Annotated in this window: 10 protein-coding genes; 2 read left to right on the forward strand and 8 right to left on the reverse strand. The window is 71.2% G+C overall.

The window, feature by feature from the left end; translation table 11 throughout:
- The first annotated feature begins 48 nt into the window (after positions 1-48).
- Positions 49-3,294 (forward strand): FxSxx-COOH system tetratricopeptide repeat protein, encoded by a 3,246-nt coding sequence (fxsT, locus tag KZ829_RS03455; RefSeq protein ID WP_220142348.1) that lies wholly within the window; start codon positions 49-51, stop codon positions 3,292-3,294.
- On the opposite strand, the gene KZ829_RS44380 is transcribed toward fxsT (KZ829_RS03455), so the two are convergent.
- The 5 genes from KZ829_RS44380 to KZ829_RS03480 form a co-directional block, all read right to left on the reverse strand.
- Complete coding sequence (locus tag KZ829_RS44380) at positions 3,283-4,563, reverse strand: aKG-HExxH-type peptide beta-hydroxylase (protein WP_220142349.1); 1,281 nt, start codon at positions 4,561-4,563, stop codon at positions 3,283-3,285. The genes fxsT (KZ829_RS03455) and KZ829_RS44380 overlap by 12 nt on opposite strands.
- A complete protein-coding gene (locus KZ829_RS03465) occupies positions 4,560-5,678 on the reverse strand; it encodes an FxsB family cyclophane-forming radical SAM/SPASM peptide maturase (protein ID WP_308285317.1) in 1,119 nt (372 codons plus the stop codon). The genes KZ829_RS44380 and KZ829_RS03465 overlap by 4 nt, the downstream gene beginning before the upstream one ends.
- An 88-nt stretch (positions 5,679-5,766) precedes the next feature.
- On the reverse strand, positions 5,767-5,976 hold the full coding sequence (locus KZ829_RS03470) for an FxSxx-COOH-like cyclophane-containing RiPP peptide (RefSeq protein ID WP_220142351.1): 210 nt from the start codon (positions 5,974-5,976) through the stop codon (positions 5,767-5,769).
- Between the two features lie 26 nt (positions 5,977-6,002).
- Positions 6,003-8,732: an FxSxx-COOH system tetratricopeptide repeat protein gene (fxsT, locus tag KZ829_RS03475; protein WP_246635050.1), complete on the reverse strand. Its 2,730-nt coding sequence runs from the start codon at positions 8,730-8,732 to the stop codon at positions 6,003-6,005.
- A 534-nt stretch (positions 8,733-9,266) separates the two neighbouring features.
- The gene (locus KZ829_RS03480) at positions 9,267-9,533 is read right to left on the reverse strand and encodes an FxSxx-COOH-like cyclophane-containing RiPP peptide (protein WP_220142353.1); all 267 of its coding nucleotides are present in this window, start codon (positions 9,531-9,533) and stop codon (positions 9,267-9,269) included.
- Between the two features lie 256 nt (positions 9,534-9,789).
- On the opposite strand from KZ829_RS03480, the gene KZ829_RS03485 reads away from it, so the two are divergent.
- A complete protein-coding gene (locus KZ829_RS03485) occupies positions 9,790-10,104 on the forward strand; it encodes a DUF3040 domain-containing protein (RefSeq protein WP_220142354.1) in 315 nt (104 codons plus the stop codon).
- Here the strand turns inward: KZ829_RS03485 and KZ829_RS03490 are convergent.
- The 3 genes from KZ829_RS03490 to KZ829_RS03500 form a co-directional block, all read right to left on the reverse strand.
- A complete protein-coding gene (locus KZ829_RS03490; RefSeq protein WP_220142355.1) occupies positions 10,064-10,642 on the reverse strand; it encodes a hypothetical protein in 579 nt (192 codons plus the stop codon). The two genes, KZ829_RS03485 and KZ829_RS03490, sit on opposite strands and share 41 nt — an antisense overlap.
- 233 nt (positions 10,643-10,875) lie before the next feature.
- Complete coding sequence (locus KZ829_RS03495; protein WP_220142356.1) at positions 10,876-12,087, reverse strand: vanadium-dependent haloperoxidase; 1,212 nt, start codon at positions 12,085-12,087, stop codon at positions 10,876-10,878.
- A 145-nt stretch (positions 12,088-12,232) separates the two neighbouring features.
- Positions 12,233-17,077, reverse strand: a complete 4,845-nt coding sequence (locus tag KZ829_RS03500) for an ExeM/NucH family extracellular endonuclease (RefSeq protein ID WP_220142357.1) — start codon at positions 17,075-17,077, stop codon at positions 12,233-12,235.
- Positions 17,078-17,087 lie beyond the last annotated feature (10 nt).

The following is a 17,087-nucleotide window of genomic DNA, read 5'->3' on the forward strand; positions in this document are numbered from 1 at the left end:
GCGTCGTCGTACGATTAAGCCTCGCCGACCGCGAATGAGGGCCGTGACGTGCTTGATCGGCAATTCACCCTGGACGACCGGCAACGACTGCTCGACGCTCTGCTCGACATTCCGAGCATGCGTGATCCGGGTGAGCGGAATCGCTACGTCGCGGAGCTGGAAGCACGGCTCGGCCGCCCGTTGCAGGCGTCCCGTTACCCCGACGCGCGGCACGACGTGTGGTCCCTGCTCGGCGCCATGCTGGCCCGCTCCGGCGGCCTGCGCACCTTCGTCCGGGTGGTCTACGACATGCTGGGCGAGGGTCCCGCGGTCCGCGAGCTGGAGCGTCTGACCGAGGAGCTGGAGCGGGAGGTCCTGCTCGCGCCGGCCGACCGCGAGTCGCTGCTGAACCTGCTCGCCGGGGTGGGCTCGCAGCACCTGGCCACGGCGGCCGGGGTGGCCGGCCGCCGGGAGCGGGAGATCGCCGCGCTGACCGGCGATCCGGCGGTCCTGGTGCGCCGGCTGGAGACCGCACCGGCCCGGACCGGTGGGGCGCCGCTGCTGTTGACGTACGTGGACCGCCTGGCCCACCTGGTCGAACCGGCCCAGGCCCTGGACCTGCACCGCTGGATCGATCTGGTGGCGGGCGGGATCGGGCTCAGCCAGGCCACGGTCCGCGGGCTGTGCATCGCGAGCCGTCGCGAGCAGGAGGCCGCCGCGCTCGCGCCGGAGCCGGTCGAGCCGCCGCCCGTGGTCGTGCCCGAGCCGGAGCCGAACCGGGCGATCCTGCCGCCGCCCCCGGACGACGCCGACGACGACCCGCCGGACCGCCGGCCCATCTGGGGCAGTGTGCCCGCGCAGAACCCGGACTTCACCGGCCGTGAGGCGATGCTGCGCGCCCTCAACGAGGCGCTGGTGACGAAGTCGAAGATCTCGGTGCTCCCGCAGGCGCTGCACGGGCTCGGCGGTGTCGGCAAGACCCAGCTCGCGGTGGAGTACGTCTACCGTTACATCAGCGGCTACGACCTGATCTGGTGGATTCCCGCCGAGCAGCCGACCACGGTGCTGTCCTCCCTGGCCGAGCTGAGCAAACGGCTGCGGCTGCCGGAGAGCGACAGCCTCCAGCAGACCGCGGCCACCGTTCTCGACACGCTTGCCTCCACGCCGCTGCGCTGGCTGCTGGTCTACGACAACGCCGACCAGCCGGACGAGCTGGCCCGCTTCGTCCCGGTGACCGGCGGGCACGTCATCGTCACGTCACGCAACCAGGAGTGGACCCGGCTCGGCGACGCCGTCGAGGTGGACGTCTTCGAACGCCCGGAGAGCATCGAGCTGATCCGGAAACGGGCGAAGGACATCTCGGCCGAGGAGGCGGACCGTCTCGCCGAGAAGCTCGGTGACCTGCCGCTCGCCCTGGAACAGGCGGCGACGTGGCACGCCGAGACCAGCATGCCCGTCTCCGAATACCTCGAACTGTTCGACGCGCACGTCCGGGAGCTGCTCTCCGAGGGCAAGCCGACGTACTACCCGACCACGGTGGCCGCGTTCCTGGCGCTGGCCGTGGAGCGGTTGCGGGAGTCCAGCCCCGGCACGGCGCAACTGTTCGAGCTGTTCGCGTTCCTCGGCGCCGAGCCGCTCTCCCAGGAGCTGCTGCGCACCGGCCGGGAGGCGCCGCTGTCCGAGCCGCTGCGCACCACCCTGCGCGAGCCGATCGAGATGGGCCGGGCGATCCGGGCGGTCCGGCGGCTCGGCCTCGCCCGGGTGGACCTGGACAAGAAGATCCAGGTGCACCGGCTGATGCAGTTGGTGCTGAGGGAGAGCCTCGACGAGGAGCAGCGCGAGCACAGCCGGCGCAACGTGCAGCTCATCCTGGCGCACGCCAACCCGGGCGACCCGGACGGCCAGCAGGGCTGGGCCACGCACGCCGAGATCGGCCCGCACATCGTCCCGGCGAACCTGGTGGCCGCCGACTTCCCGCAGGCCCGGATGGTGGTGCAGGACCAGATGCGCTACCTCTACCTGGTCGGCGACTACGAGAACAGCCGCCGGCTCGCCGAGATGGCGATCCCGGTGTGGCGGGCCGGCGAGGGCCCGGACATCGGCCCGCAGGGCGCGCTGACCATGCTGGCCACCCGGCACCTGGCGAACGCGCTGCGGTCGCTCGGCGAGAGCTCGCGGGCCCGAGAGCTCACCGAGGAGGTGTACGCCGTACTGCGCGGCAGTCCGGCGTTCGGCGTCGACCACGAGTACACCCTGGTCACGGCGAACAGTGTGGCGCTCGACCTGCGGGTCCTCGGCGACTACCGGGCCGCGCTCGCGGTCGACCGGGAGAACCTGGAACGGCATCGGCGGGTGTTCGGCGAGGACGACCTCTACACGCTGCGGGTGCTCCAGAGCGTGGCGGTGAATCTGCGCATGCTCGGCGACGTGGAGGAGGCGCACCGGATCGACACCGGCCTGGTCCAGCAGTGGAGCCGGACCGGCCCGAACCGCTACCAGACCCTGCACTGCCGGGCCAACGTGGCGCGCGACCTGCTGGCGATGGGCCGGCATCAGGAGGCGCTGGACCTGGTCAGCCAGGTGGTGCCGGACCTGCGGGCGGAGTTCGGTCCCCGGCACACGTACGTGCTGCTCGCCTCCCGTACCCAGGCCATCGCCATGATCCGGCTGGGCCGGTTCGCGGAGGCCGTGATCAGCGCGCGGAACTGCTACGAGGGCACCCGGTCCCGGCTCGGGCCGAGGCACGAGCACAGCCTCGCCGCGGCGATGACCCTGGCCAACGCGATGCGTACGGTCGGCGAGATCGGCCAGGCGCACGATCTCGCGACCGGGGCGCTGGAGGCGTACCGGCGGGACTTCGGCGCCCGGCACCCGTTCACGCTGGCCGCCGAGGTGAACATGGCGCTGCTGCTGCGTGCCCTGGGCGACTTCGAGGCGGCGCAGGTGCTGGACGAGGGCGCCGCCACCGGGTTCCGGGAGGTGTTCGGGCCGCACCACACGTACACGCTGCGGACGATCAGCAACCTCTCCAACGACTTGGCGCTGCGGGGCAACGCGCCCGGCGCCCGGGAGCTGTCCGAGAGCACCCTGGCCGACCTCACCGGCCAGCGGGGCGAGGAGCATCCGCACACCCTGGCGTGCGCGGGAAACGTGGCGTTCGACCGGATGGCCACCGGCGACGAGGAGTCCGGCCGGCGGCTGCTGGAACGCACCATCAGCCTGATGGCCGCGGTTCTCGGGCCGGATCACCCGGACACTCTGGACCGGGCCCGGGGCCGGCGGGCCGAGTGCGACCTGGAGCCGTCACCGACGTAGCGTCTCCGCGTTCCGCAGCCGCCAGGCCTCGTGGTTGCCCCGCACGGCCTGCTCGGCGCGGCCTACCGCCCGGTCCGGCAGCCTTCGGGTGTCCAGGGTCTCCAGGGCGGCCCGCATGCCGGCGGTGAACCGCGCCCCGGCCGGCAGCAGCGCGCCCACCTCCAGGCCGCGCAGTCCCCAGCGCACCTGCTCGCGGACCAGGGCCAGCTCGTCCGCGGCCCGGCCGGCGAACTCCGGCACGCCGAGCAGCCGCTCCCAGAACTGGCCGATGCCGAGGAAGGCGTACACCCCCTGGAGCAGGCCGCCGACCGGCCGGGGATCGGTCCGCCACGGCGCGAAGTGCAGGTCGGCCGAGGTGGCGTCGGTGAGCGGCTGGATGTCCAGGACACCGGAGAGTTTGGAGTGCTGGAACTCGTGGACCAGCATGACCGCGAAGTCGGCCGGCGTGGCCGGGCGGGTCAGCCCGAACGCGCCGAAGGCGTCCCGGATGGTGGCGCTGCGGGCCGAGTGGCCGTCGAGGATCGCCAGCGGCACCAGGGTCCGCAGTCCGGCGGTCAGCTCACCGGCCCGCACCGGGTCGTACCGGGCGATCAGCGTCCACCCGGCCACGAAGGTGTCCTGCCAGCGCCGCAGCTCCGCGTCGTCCAGCCGGTCGGCGGGCGGAGCGTGGTGCCCACCCCGGTACGCCCCCAGGTCGTCCAGGGCCACGCGCAGTCCGCCCCGCTCCGCCGAGCCGGTCAGGGTCCGCAGGGTCTGCCAGCCGGCCTGCCCCTGGACGGTCACCCGGCCCCGCCGGACGGTCGCGGCGAGCGGGGTGTGCTCCGGTGCGGTGGTCAGCGCCCGCCCGAGGCCGGGCAGTGTGACGCCACCACCGGAGACGTGCACCACCAGGTCGGCGTCCACCCCGATGGCCGCGGCCGCGGCGGCGGCCACCGCGGACAGGTGGTTGCAGTCGACGCCGAGCGGCACCTCGGACCGGACCGCGCCACGCAGCCGCCGGGTGGTCCCGGCCGCCCAGGCCCCGATCAGCGGATCGGTGAGCAGGTGGGCGAACCGCTCCGGGCCGGCGGCCTGCGCCCGGGTGAGGGTCTCGACGGCCCGGTCCCGGTACGCCCGGTCGCCGCTCCATGCGGTCGCGATGAACTTGATCAGCAGTAGGTGCTTGCTGAGCTGGGCGTGGGCCAGTGCGGCGACCGGGCCGGCCCCGCCGTATCCCCCGGCCAGCCCGGCGAACTGGGCGGACGTGAGCTGATGCCACCTGGTCGTCACTGCGGTGCCCCGGTGAGCCGGGCCAGGTCGGCGGCGACCCGGCGGTGGACGTGGGTGATGAGCCGGGTCAGATCGGCGCAGTACACCGACGGGTTCCGGAAACCGTCGCCGCGGCGGTACCGGTGCGCGTAGTGGCCGGCGCCGCAGACCCGGCGCAGCTCACACGGCCGGCAGGCGTCGGCGAGCGCCCGTTCCCCGATCTGCCGGGCGACGATCCCGGGGTGGGTGAGGGCCGCGTCCAGCTCGTGGGTGAGCACGTTGGCGCCGGTGGAGCACGCCCCGTCGTACGCCGATTTGAGGGAGTCCTCCTGCTCGACGGCCCCGTCCGACTCGATGACCGCGACCGCCACCGGGCTGAGTCCCACCTGTTCGCTGCGGCTGCCGCCGCCCAGAAGCAGGTTGATCACCGCTTCGAACAGGCGGATCCGGGTGGCCTGGCGCTCGGCGCCGTACCACTCGTCGAAGATCGTGACGAGCCAGTCGGCGTACCGGGTGTCGTTCTCCGTGACGCGCCGGGGCGGCTGCTCCCAGTTGGCGTGCGGGAACAGGAGGTCGATCGCCGGCGGGTGGTAGCCCAGCAGGGTGCGGTAGCACTCCAGCGGATCGGTGTCCGGGTCGATGGTGCACAACAGACCCGCGTACGCGGACCGGTTCCCCGGCCGGTCCAGCAGGGTGAGCGCCCGGTGCACCGCGGCGTAGCTGCCCCGGCCGTCGGCCCGGCGCCGGTGCCGGTCGTTGTCGGCGGGCGGCCCGTCCAGGCTGACCCCGATCGCGACGCCGAGCGATCGCAGCTCACCGAGCATCGCCTCGTCGAGCAGGACACCGTTGGTCTGCAATCCGAAGTCGACGGCGCACGTCCCGGCGAGCGCCGAGCGCAGCGTGCCGACGATCGATCGCAGCCCCTCCCGGCCGGCCAGGAGGGGCTCGCCGCCGTGCAGGATGAGGCGCACGCCGTCCAGCCTGTGCGCCCGGGCGTGCTCACGGATCCGGCCGGCGGCCGCCCGCACCACTTCGGGTGGCATGACCGCGGGGCGGGTCCGCCAGCTCTGGTCGGACATCGTGTACATGTAGCAGTAGTCGCAGGCCAGATTGCAGCGCTGGTGGACCTTTATCACGTAATCCCGAAATGGGCGCGGTGACCAGCCCTCCGCGATCAGTCGCGGGACGTCCAGAGCCCGGTGCGGCCAATCCGGGAGCGGCGCCTCAGAAGGGGCTCGGTTCATCGGGCGCGAAATTCGAGAAGGCGGCTAGGATCTCCCGATTTCCGCTCATCTCCGCGACCAGTGCGGACAGCGAATTCGCCAGCACCGAATCGGTCGAGGGAAGCAGCTGATCCAGTGGTATGCCGGTGACGTCGACCAGTGCCATGGGCAGCGCGTCGCCACTCCCGGCCACCCCGGGATCTGCGGCCATCCTCGCCTCCTCGCCCGCCACCGCGATCAGGTCGGCGGCGGCTCGATGTCACACTCCGCGCGCACCCCGAGTGCAGCATTGACCGTGCTCGGATGGTGTGGTCCGAGAACCCGGCGGAGGCTGCCAAGTGTAGTGTCAAGCAGCACTTGAGCGCTCCCCAACGCGCCTGACTGTTTCAACTCCAAGGCCAGATTCACGGCGCAGGCGAGCGTATCCGGGTGATCATTTCCGCGCACCCGCTGAGACACTTCGAGGGTACGACGAAGCAGGTCACGAGAGTCGTCGAATTGTTGATCAAGAGACAGATCCGTGGCGAAATCAACCGCCGCACAAAGGGTGTACGGGTGTTCATCCCCCAATCGCTCCTGTAACTCGGTCAGGGTCATCCGGTCCATCTCGAGAGCCCGCTGATCGCCCAGCGCCCGCAGGATGATCGCGTGGTTGACCTCGGCCGCGAGGGTGACCGGGTTGAACCGCCCGAACACCCGCCGGTACCGCGTGACGGCCAGCTCGGCGAGCTCCAGGGCGTCGTCCGGCGGCCGGTGCTCGGCGACCGCCAGAGTGCAGCCGGCGTTGGCGAGGCTCATCATGGCGGCCAGCGTGTGCTCGTGGTCGGTGCCCAGCTGGGTGAGGCTGACCTCGTAGTTCTCCCGGGCCAGGCGCAGGGCCTCGGCGTGCCGGCCGAGTTTGCGCAGCGCCACCACGACCGTACGGACGCTCATCAGCACCTGCTGGTGCCGGGTGCCCATCCGGGCGCGGAACACCGGCAGCACCTCCTGCTGGAGGTCGTACGCCTGCTGGTAGTGCCCCAGGCCGAGATGGTCGCGGGCCAGGTTGCCGATCGACAGCAGCGTCCGGGCGTCCCGGTCACCGAACATCTCCCGCCGTCGGCGCAGCACCTCCTCGTCGATCGTGAAGGCGCTCCGGTGGTCGCCCAGCAGGCGCCGGTTCACCGCGACGTTGTGCATCTGGTGCAGGATGCGTTCCTCGTCCTCCGGGTCGGCGGCCCGGCAGTGCGCCAGCGTCTCCTCGTCGACCTCCAGCGCCTTCCGGTAGGCGCCGTTGATCCGGTGGTGCGCCGCGACGGTACGGGCGGCACGCAGCGTGAAGTGGTGCCGGGCGCCGTACTCGGTGCTCTCCCGGAGCCGGTTCCAGGAGACGATGCTCAGCTCGCGGGACTCGTCGTAGCGGCCCAGCGCGCGCAACGTCTCGGCCCGCTCGAAGGTGGCCCGCATGGCCAGTTCCTCGACCGGCCCGTCCGCGCCGTTCGCGTCGGCCGGGGTCCAGGCCGCGATGGCCAGGTCGGCGAGACGCAGGCTGCCCGCGTAGTCACCGGCCCGGTTCTGATAGCGGATCTGGTCGACGACGAGACGGCGGGCCGGCAGATGGGCGGAGCCGATCAGCCCGGCCGGGATCACGTGCGGGGAGATCTCCGCGTACAGGTCCCAGGCCCGCATGTCCTCCGGGGCGCCCGGGTTCGCGGCGGCCAGCAACAGCTCGGCATTGGCCCGGCCCCGCTCGCGGGCGGTCGCGTCGAGCGCCTCCCGAAGCGCCACCTGAACCAGGCGGTGCACGGTGATCCGCCGGGTCTGCTGCTCGACGGTGGCCAGACCGTACCGTCGCAGGGCCCGGATGGTGCGGGCCATCTGGATCGGATCGCTGAGGGCCCGGGCCAGCGGCGCGGTGACCGGGGCGTCCTGCCCGCTGCGCAGCAGGGTGACCGAGACCGGCTCGGTGCCCAGGTAGGCGAAGAGCTCCAGCAGCTGGGCGGCGCTCGGCGCCTCGGTGCGCAGGCCGTCGACCGCGATCCGGACGAAGGCCACCACCGTGTCGGTGTAGTGCTGCGGCCGGCCGGTGCCCAGCAGCTCCTGCATGTGCTCGTCGAAGAGCTGCATCAGCTCGGCGACCGGCATCTGGGTGGCGGCCTGCACCGCGGCCACCTGTTCCAGGGCCAGCGGCAGGTCGCCGAGCCGGTCGGCGAGGCGGTCCGCGTCGGCGCCGTCGATCTCCCGGCCGCGGCGGCGCAAAAACTGGATGCTCTCGGCCCGGTCGAACGGCCGGACCTCGATGGCGGTGCCGACGTTCGCCCAGTTCGGGTCGCGGGAGGTGATCAGCACCTGGCCGCGAGCCGAGGACGGCAGCAGCGCCAGCAGCGCGTCGGAGAGCTCCGCGTTGTCGAAGACCAGGTGCCAGGAGACCCGGCCGCGCTCCAGTTCGCTGATCACCGACCGGACGGTCTGCTCCAGGTCCCGGTTCGCCGGCAGGTTGAGCCGCTTGCCCAGGTCGGCCAGGGCCTTGCGGGCCGGTATCGGGTCGTGCGCCGGCACCCACCAGACCAGGCCGTTCTCCGGGACCGCCCAGCGGTACAGGTACTCCACCGCCACCTGGGTCTTTCCGGCGCCGCCCAGGCCGTACAGGATGACCGGCAGCGACCGGCCCTCGCGCAACCGGCGCCGGACCTCGTCGAGGATCAGGTCCCGGCCGGTGAAGTCCCGGTTGCGTTCCGGGAGGACGCGCGGCCGGACGGTCTCGGGAGGCTCCTCGCCGCCGGGCTCCCCGGCCGGCGCCTCGACCAGGAGGACCGGCGCCTCCACCGCCCGGCGGGCCGGGTCGGAGTCGTCCGAGGCCCGCAGCCACAGCTGCAGGAAGCCGCGAACCACCTCCTGCGCATCACGGCGGTCCACCGAGCGGGCGGCCAGCACCCGGACGACGCAGTCCAGCTTCACCCACTTGGGGAGCCCGTCGCCGCGGAGCATGGCGCTCACCGTTTCGTGGCTGACGGTGTCGGCGAGGTCCCCACGGATTCTGACATCGTTGCTGATCATTCGGACGCCCGGTTTTCCGGCACTGCGATACAGCTCGTGCAGGGCGAGAACCAGATCCCGGAGTGGACCCGGGAGTAATTGATCTGGCCCGGGCATCTGAACCGCCACGAGTCACGCTCCGACGCTGCCAATAATCGTCAAGTTGTGTCAGACAGGATTTCACGAGAAACGGGCGTACGCCAACCGTCAACTTGTGGCGATGAATGCCAGGATCCGTTCTCGCGCATTCCGGAGGATCGAGGATTGGTTCAGGCGGAAAGATCGTCGAGGAGGGTCGGCAAATGCGTGATCACCAAAGGCCCGGCGCGGACCGGGTCGCGAACGAACTGGCCTTCGTGGCGGTCGTGGTGACGGTCCTGATCCTGTTTCTGACCGGGGAGCTCAGCGGCGAATCGACCTTGCAGGCGATCGCCTGTCTGGCCGCCACCTCCGGTTCGGTGCGCCGGGCGACGGAGGAGACCGAGGCTATCGCTCGGAGGCGGCGCTCGCGGCGTCCGGTGGATCGCCGGCGAAGTTGTCGAAGGCGGAAAGAACTTCCCGCGCACCGTCGAATTCGATCAACAAGCGCCGGATGGCGTTGGCGAGCACGGAATCGCCGTCCGCGATAAGGCGGTCCACCGGGAGATCCGTGACGTCGATCAAGCCCGGCACGTCCGGATCACTTCGGCCGGCGCCGCCCATGCCGCCCTCCACCTGACAAGGGCCGGGTTGCCCCGGCCCAAACACGATCACGATAGCCAACCATAAGGTCATCCGCCGCCGTACGTCGCGGTTTGCCCTGGACCGGCCGTCATCCCCGGGACCGCGGGACGTTGTACCCGATGCGGCAAGAGTCCGGTTGGTCCCACTGTCCGGAGCGGACCGGGACCAAAATTCGGCACACGCAGACGTATCACAGAGGCAACTCAGAGGTAACAATGGGCTCTGATCGGGATCGCCCCATCTCGATCCATGCTTCACCGGCTCGGCGGACCGGAAGGTAGCGGACATGCTCAGCAAAGAGGACAGTCGGCGGCTGGCGCAGCTGGAACGCCAGCTCCGACGGGATGATCCCGACTTCTGTGCCCGAATGGGCGGCGGAAACTTCAGCGTGTCACCGACCGGCTTCCCTCCGCTACCACTGTTCATCCTGTCCGCCCTCGTCACCACCGTCGCCATCGTGCTGGCCGTGGTGGGCTGGTGGATCGTCGCGTCCATCGCGACCGTCTGGGCGGCGGTCACCACCGGCGCCGCGGCCCACCGGCTGCGCAGGCGGCGGGAGGTCAGGAGCTGGCAGCGGCCTGCCCCTCGAAGCGACGGATGATCTCAGCCAGTGCCCGGACCTGGCGCAGAACGCTCTCCGGCTCGGTGGACCGGTGCACCTGGCGACCGATGTCGACGATCGCGTCCGCCCGCACCCCCACCATGTTGAGCGGGCGCCGGTAGAGCGGCTCCTGAGCGGTCGCCCACTTGACGAAGGCCCGCGACGCTTCCGGCAGGTAGACGATCCACGCGGTGGCGAGCTCGCCGCTGTCCGGCTTGCGGTAGTCGAAGACCACGAACTCGAGGTCGTCGTGAACGCCGCGCAGGACCGCGTACGCCGGCTGGTCCTCGCCGAAGTCGGGGGTGTCGCTCCAGTCCGCCAGCAGGTCGGGGTCGACGTCGAGGAAGCGCCAGCCCTCGCGGCGGGCCAGCTCGATCCGGTCGCCCACCCCGGTGGCCGGGCTGACCGACCGGTCCGCGAAGAAGGTGAGGTAGACCCCGGCCGCACCCACCAGGACGCCGAGGCCGATGGTGAGCATCCCGGCGAGCCGGCCGACCGAGTGCTCCAGCGGGCGCGCCAGACCGGTCTCATCACCCACAGTGACACATTGGTTGCCGACGCGTGTTTCGGCCGGCCCGCACCCGGCCGTGCCGTTCATCAGGAGGACGACGCCGAGAGCCAGAATCACCAGCCCCACGGCAAGAACGATCCACGAGTGCCGACTCGTTCGGACGCTCATCCGACCCTCCCATTTCGCCGGTGATCAAAATACCGGCTACCTGACGTGATACGGCTGGCGCCTGGGCGCCAGCCGAATCCGTAGCGGAAGAGTTATCCGGCGAGGAGGGCCCGGGCGTTGCGGATGGTGTTCGCGGCCACGTCCTTACCGAGTTCGATGCCGATCTCATCGGCCGAGCGGGTGTGGATACCGGACCAGACGCGGGCGTCCACGTTCTCCAGGCTCGGCACCCTCCAGTCGGTGTAGGTGCGGGTCACACCGGGCGCCGACGGGCTCGGGACGGTGTACGCGCTGCGCGCCTTCGGACCGAACAGCACGGTCAGGATCTGCTCGGCCGAGCCGGAGTACGTGTTGTGCCCACTCGGGTAGTCCGGGTGCGCCGGGGTGGCGTGCAGCGGCAGCCACTCCGCGTCGCCGCCGGCCCGGATCGCGGTGACCGGGCGCCACAGCCGGTACGCGTACTTGGCGTCGGACGTGGCGATCTGGGTGTCGACCGAGGCGACGTGGAACAGGGCGACGAGCCGGGTGCGCTCGGCGACCGGGCCACGGGACTGCTCGACGGCGGCCCGCAGGATCGGGGTGTAGAGCACGTACGACGAGCCGAGCCAGAAGGTGGCGGTGTCGGTCTGCGCCTGGGTGCGGGCCGTGCTGTCCGCCGCGCCGTACGCCTTCACCTCGGCGATGTCCCGCCGGTACCGGGCCGAGCCGAGCGCCGGGGGCGGGGCCGGACGGAACTGGCCGGCGCCGCGCAGGGCGAACGGGCGGGCCACCCGGTTGCCGTACTGGGTGGCCGGGGCGTAGGCCGGCGGGGTGGGCTGCCAGATCCCGGGCGCGGCGGCCGGCACCGGGTACGTCGTGTTCACCGAGGCCGGGTCGAGCCCGTCCCCGGCCCGCTCGGCGATCAGGTCGGCGGCCTCGTCCCGTCCGGCGGCGAGTCCCCGGTCCTTGTCCGGCCCGTCCGGGATGGTGGCGAGATCGGCGGCGAGCACGGTGTCGGCCGCGGCGGCCTGGGTGGGGGTCAGCGTGATCAGGGTCTGGTGGACCGCTCCGGCCAGGGCCGCGCGCTGGTAGGCGTTCGCGTGGGAGCCGTTCTGCGCCCGGGCCGCGGCGAGCCAGCCGATCGCCCAGGTACGGCCGTTGGTCACCTGGGTGGCGGCTCCACCGGCGGTGATCGCCGCCGCGGTGGCGTCGTACCAGGTCAGCACGGAATCGGTGGCCGGCGTGGCGGCCGCGGGCACGGCAGTGCCGATGGCGGTCACGGTGACAGCGCCGAGCAGCACCGCACCGGCTCTCTTGATGAGCATGACTTAACCCCTAAGTTCTATCGGAGATATAGTTAACTCTCGCGATCCCGGATCGGTTACGTCAACGAACATCAATGGTTTGTATTGATTGGAATAAACGCGAAAAGGCCCCCGCCACTCGGCGGGGGCCTTTCCTCAGGTCGTGCTACCTGGTGATGCGAGCGGTGTGGACGCGGACCTTCGAGTCGTTGCCGACCCTGTCCTCAGCCCAGTAGCTGATCACCAGCTTGCCCTTGCCGACGCCGGTGAGCGCGATGCTCCAGTCGCCCTTGGCGTCCGGGACGGCGCTGACCACCGCGGCCCTCGCCTGGGCGTCCCGCTCCGAGGTCGCCCGGGTCCACGTGCCGGCGGCGTAGTAGTACCACTTACCGGACCGCTCCTGGACCAGCTTGGCGTTCGCGGTCGCGACACCGGTGCCCAGGTCGTACGCCGAGCCGGTGAGGGTCTGCCAGGACGAGATCCGCTCCTCGTTGCGCGGCTCGTTCAGGCGGATCTCCGGGGCGAAGAAGTCCTGGGCGACCAGGATCCTGCCGACGGTCACCGTGGTGCCGTTGCCCGCCGGGTTGACCGGCGTGGCCTTGACCGTGAACAGACCGGCCCTGGTGTACGCGTGCGACACGGTCGCGTTGTTCACCGAGGAGCGAGTGGTGGTGCCGTCACCCCAGTCGACCGAGATCTCGGTGGCGCCGGTGACGCCGCTGAGGCCCAGGGTGGCCGACTGCGACGCCCAGATCGCCTTCGGGTCCAGCGTGTACCGGCCGGCCTGCGCCGCCACGGTGACGAGGGACGCGCCGGTGAAGGTCGCCGGGCCGCTGTTGCCCACCTCGTCGGTGAGGGTCACGGTCACCTGGTAGCCGCCGGCCGCGGCGTACCGGTGGGTCGCCGTGGTCGTGCCGGCGGCCAGGGTCTCGGCCGCGCTGCCGTCGCCCCAGTTCACCACCCGGGTGATCTTCGCGTTGTCGCTGACGTCGTCGTCCAGCGCGGTCTCGGTCAGCGTCACCGCCTGACCGGGCCAGAGCGCCGCCGTGTTCAGGGCGTAGGCGCCCGTCGGGGCGGTGGCGTCCAGGACGCCCGCCGTGCTGCGCGGCGTGGTGTCCGCGGTGATCGGCGTGTGCGCGGCGAAGTAGTTGACCAGCATGGTGAGGTCGTTGTCGCCGGTCGTCACCTTGTTCATGCCCTTGCCGAGGGTGGTGAAGTTGTCACCGCCGGTGGCGAGGAACGAGTTCGACGTGACCCGGTAGGTGCCGTTCGGGTCGAGGGTGACCCCGTTCAGCTTGAGCGTCGACGCGATGATCTTCGAGCCGCGCGCCTGGTTCACGTCGTAGGAGTAGGTGAGCCCCTTCGACGAGCCGAGGTGCAGCACCGGACGGGAGGCCCCGGCGGGCTGCCACTGCTCCTCCAGCACCTGCTTGATCTGGGCGCCGGTGAGGGTCTGGGTCACCACGTCGTTGGCGAACGGCTGAACCGCGAACGCCTGCGAGTAGGTGATCGTGCCGTCGGTGCCGTACAGCAGGTCGGCCCGCAGGCCACCCGGGTTCATGAAGGCGATCTGTGCGCCGCCACGGCCGGCGTCCCTGGTCTGGTCCAGCTGGACGTCGGCGATCAGGTTGCCGAGCACCGACTCGGCGCCACGGTCCTCGGCGCCCGCGGCGGTGTAGGCCCGCTTGATGTCGCCGGAGATCTTGCCGAGCTGCTGCTTGCCCAGCTCGGTGGCGTTCGTCTTGGCCGCGGCGACGATGCCCGCGACCGCGGTGTTGGACGGGTAGCCGGTCACCGTGATCAGCTCGGAGGTGGAGGCGGTGACCTCATCGGTGGCCGGGTCGTAGGTCAGGACGACCTTACCCAGCTTTTCGCCGTAGTCCTCGGCCTGGACGACCGGACGGGTCTTGCCGGGCACGCCCGGAACCGGGATCTGGAAGGCGTACGGCTGGTGGGTGTGACCGCTGAAGATGGCGTCGATCTCGGCGCTCACCCGGGTGAACGGGCCGAACACCGGGTCCGCCGCCAGGTCCTCGGCCGAGCCGATGTGCTCGGTCGGCGCGCCCTCGTGGGCGAGCAGGACGAGCACGTCGGCCTCGCCGTTGGCCTCGTCGCCGTCGGAGAGCTGCGCGGCGAGGGCGTTCGCCTCGGCGACCGGGTCGTGGAACTCGACGCCGGCGATGCCGGCCGGGCTGACCAGCGAGGCGGTCTGCTCGGTGACGACACCGATGTAGCCGACCTTCACCCCGCCCAGGTTCTGCACGTCGTAGGCCTGCAGGACGCGCTTGCCGTCCTTGTACACGTTCGCGCCGAGCAGCGGGAAGTCCGCCCGGTCGCTGACCCGGCCGACCAGGTCGGCGAGGCCCTTGTCGAACTCGTGGTTGCCGACCGTGGAGACGGCCAGGCCACCGGCGTTCAGGGCGTCGATGGTCGGGTTGTCGTTGTCGATCGCGGAGATGAAGGTCGACGCGCCGATGTTGTCACCGTTGGAGATCCACGCGGTGTTCGGGTTCGCGGCCCGCAGCTGGTCGACCAGCCCGACCAGCTGAGCGGCGCCACCGACGGCCTGGCCGTTGACGGTGGACGGCGACTCGAGCCGGCCGTGGAAGTCGTTGATGCTCAGCAGCTGGAGGTCGACTGGGCCGGTCAGGCCGGTCTCCACGCCGACGACCACCGGGTCGTGGTCGCTGGAGCGGTACGCGTTCTCCGCGTAGAACGGCGCGTAGCCGTCGTACTCGAAGGCGAACGACTCGACGGAGTTGATGTTCCAGATGTCGACGCCGGTGACGCGGCTCTTCAGCGAGTCGGTGACCAGGGCGTGGTCGAGCGAGCCGGACTCACCGCCGAAGACGTAGGAGAACTTGTCCGCGGGGTGCGCGTCGGTGAAGCCCTTGTCGTACAGGACCTGGAGCGGATCCTCCTGGCCGTACGAGTTGAAGTCACCGAGCAGGATCACCTTGTCGGTGCCGAGGCCCTCGACGAAGGTGGCCAGCGCCTGCGCCTGCCGCTTCCGGTCGCCGTTGTAGGCGCCCTGCCCGTCGCCGGTGTCGACGTTGTCACCGGTCGGGGTGACCGAGGCGCTCTTCGACTTGAAGTGGTTCGCGACCACGGTGAAGTCGATGGCGCCCGAGGTGAAGGTCTGCGCGATCGGCTCGCGGGCGTTGCCCCACACCGTCTCGTCGTTGACCGACCGGGAGGCGCCCTTCGGCGTCACCGAACCGGGCTTGAAGATGATCGCGCTGGTGATGTAGTCCTGCTGGGCCGCGCCCGGCAGCTCGGCCGGCGACCGGACGTAGTCCCAGGTGCCCGCGCCGTCGGCCTCGTTCAGGGCGGCGACCAGGGTCTTCAGCGCCAGTTGGGTCTCGGTCGCCTCGAAGCGGACCGAGTTCTCGATCTCCATGAGGGCGACCACGTCGGCGTCCAGGGCGGTGATCGCCTTGACGATCTTCGCTTCCTGCTTGGCGAACGCCGCCGCGTCGGTCGCGCCACGCGCCTCGCCACCGAAGTGGACGAAGTAGTTCAGCACGTTGAAGCTGGCGACCTTGATGTCACCGCCGACGTTCGCCGGGGCGGCGGTCCGCGGGTTGGTGGCCTTGAACGAGGTGCGGGCGGCCGCCGGGGTGCTCGCGTCGACCGGGGTGGCCGGCTGGAAACGCCACTCGCTGAAGCCGTAGCTCAGCACGCTCGCGCCGAACTTCTCCACGGTGTCGCCGACCCGCAGCGGCTCGGTGGCCGAGATGTACGGCGGGGCCACGCCGGCCGTGGACAGGTTGGTGGTCCGGCCGTCGTCGAGCAGCACGCGGCCGGCCTTGTTGGCGGCCTTGAGCTGGGCCGCGGCGTCGCTGCCGGGCCGGGCCGCGTCGGTCGGGATGCGGGCCGGGGCGCCACCGGCCGCGAGGACGATCTCGCCGTACCGGTTGGTGTTGTAGACGTCCGAGACCGAGTAGGTGCCGACCGGGGCGACCAGCATGCCCTCGGCGGACTCGCGGGCGGCGTCGTCCAGCGGCAGGGCCAGCGGAACCGGGGTGGGCAGGGTCGCGCCGGTGGCGCAGACCTGCACGTCGGCCTTCGCGGCGATGCTGATCTGGGTCAGCCCGTTGTACTCGCTGACCGTGCCGGTGACCCGGATCCGGTCGCCGACGGCCACCGACGGGTGGTTCGCGGTGGTCGAGGTCAGGTAGACGAAGATGCCGTCGGACGCGGTGCCCGCGGCGACCGGACGGTCCCCGCCGCTGCCGGCCGTCTGCACGTAGACGCCGTTGTAGCCGCCGGTCCGGTGGTCGGCCGTGACGACGCCCTCGACGGTGACGGTCGAGCCGGCCAGGCCGGTGGCGGCGCCGGTGCCCTGCACCTCGGCGATCGTGTGGGTGACCGGGACGGCACAGCCGGTCCCGGGTTCCTCCGGCTCTTCCGGCTCCTCGGGGGTGGCCGTGTTGCGGGTGCCGAAGGTGCTGGTGGCCGAAACCTTCCAGACGCCGTCGATCTTCTGCAGCGACTGCCCGGCGGGCTCGGTGCCCGGCTCGGACACTCCGATGTCGACGCTGGCCTGGCCGGCGGCCGGACCGTTGGTGGCGGTGAGGACACCCTCGTAGCTGAGGAACTCGGCGACCGTGCCGTCCGGCTTGACCAGCGCGATGCCGTCCGGGGCGCCGTTCTGGAGGCCGGCGATGGCGATGGTCTGCACACCGGAGGCCGCGACGACTCCACTGAGCGTGGTCGTCGGTGAGTAGGTGGCGCCGTCGCTGCCGTTGTAGAGGTAGAGCTTCCAGCCACTCAGGTCGAATCCGACCGGGGCTTCGATCTCAACGGCCTCGCCGCTGTCGGCGCCCGCGTTGTCGTAGTGGATCTCGCTGATGAACGGCGCGTCCGTCGCGGCGGAGACGGGGCCGGTAAGGCTGAGACCGAGCGTGGTCGCCAGGACGGCGGCACCCAGCGCACGGAACCCCGCAGGGGTTCTCGGTACTGGGAGATGCCGTCCGGCGTCACCCACGCTGCGTATGTAGGAACGCATCGAGGTTGAC

Origin of the sequence: Actinoplanes hulinensis, from assembly GCF_019429605.1 — a bacterium.
Lineage (GTDB): Bacteria > Actinomycetota > Actinomycetes > Mycobacteriales > Micromonosporaceae > Actinoplanes > Actinoplanes campanulatus.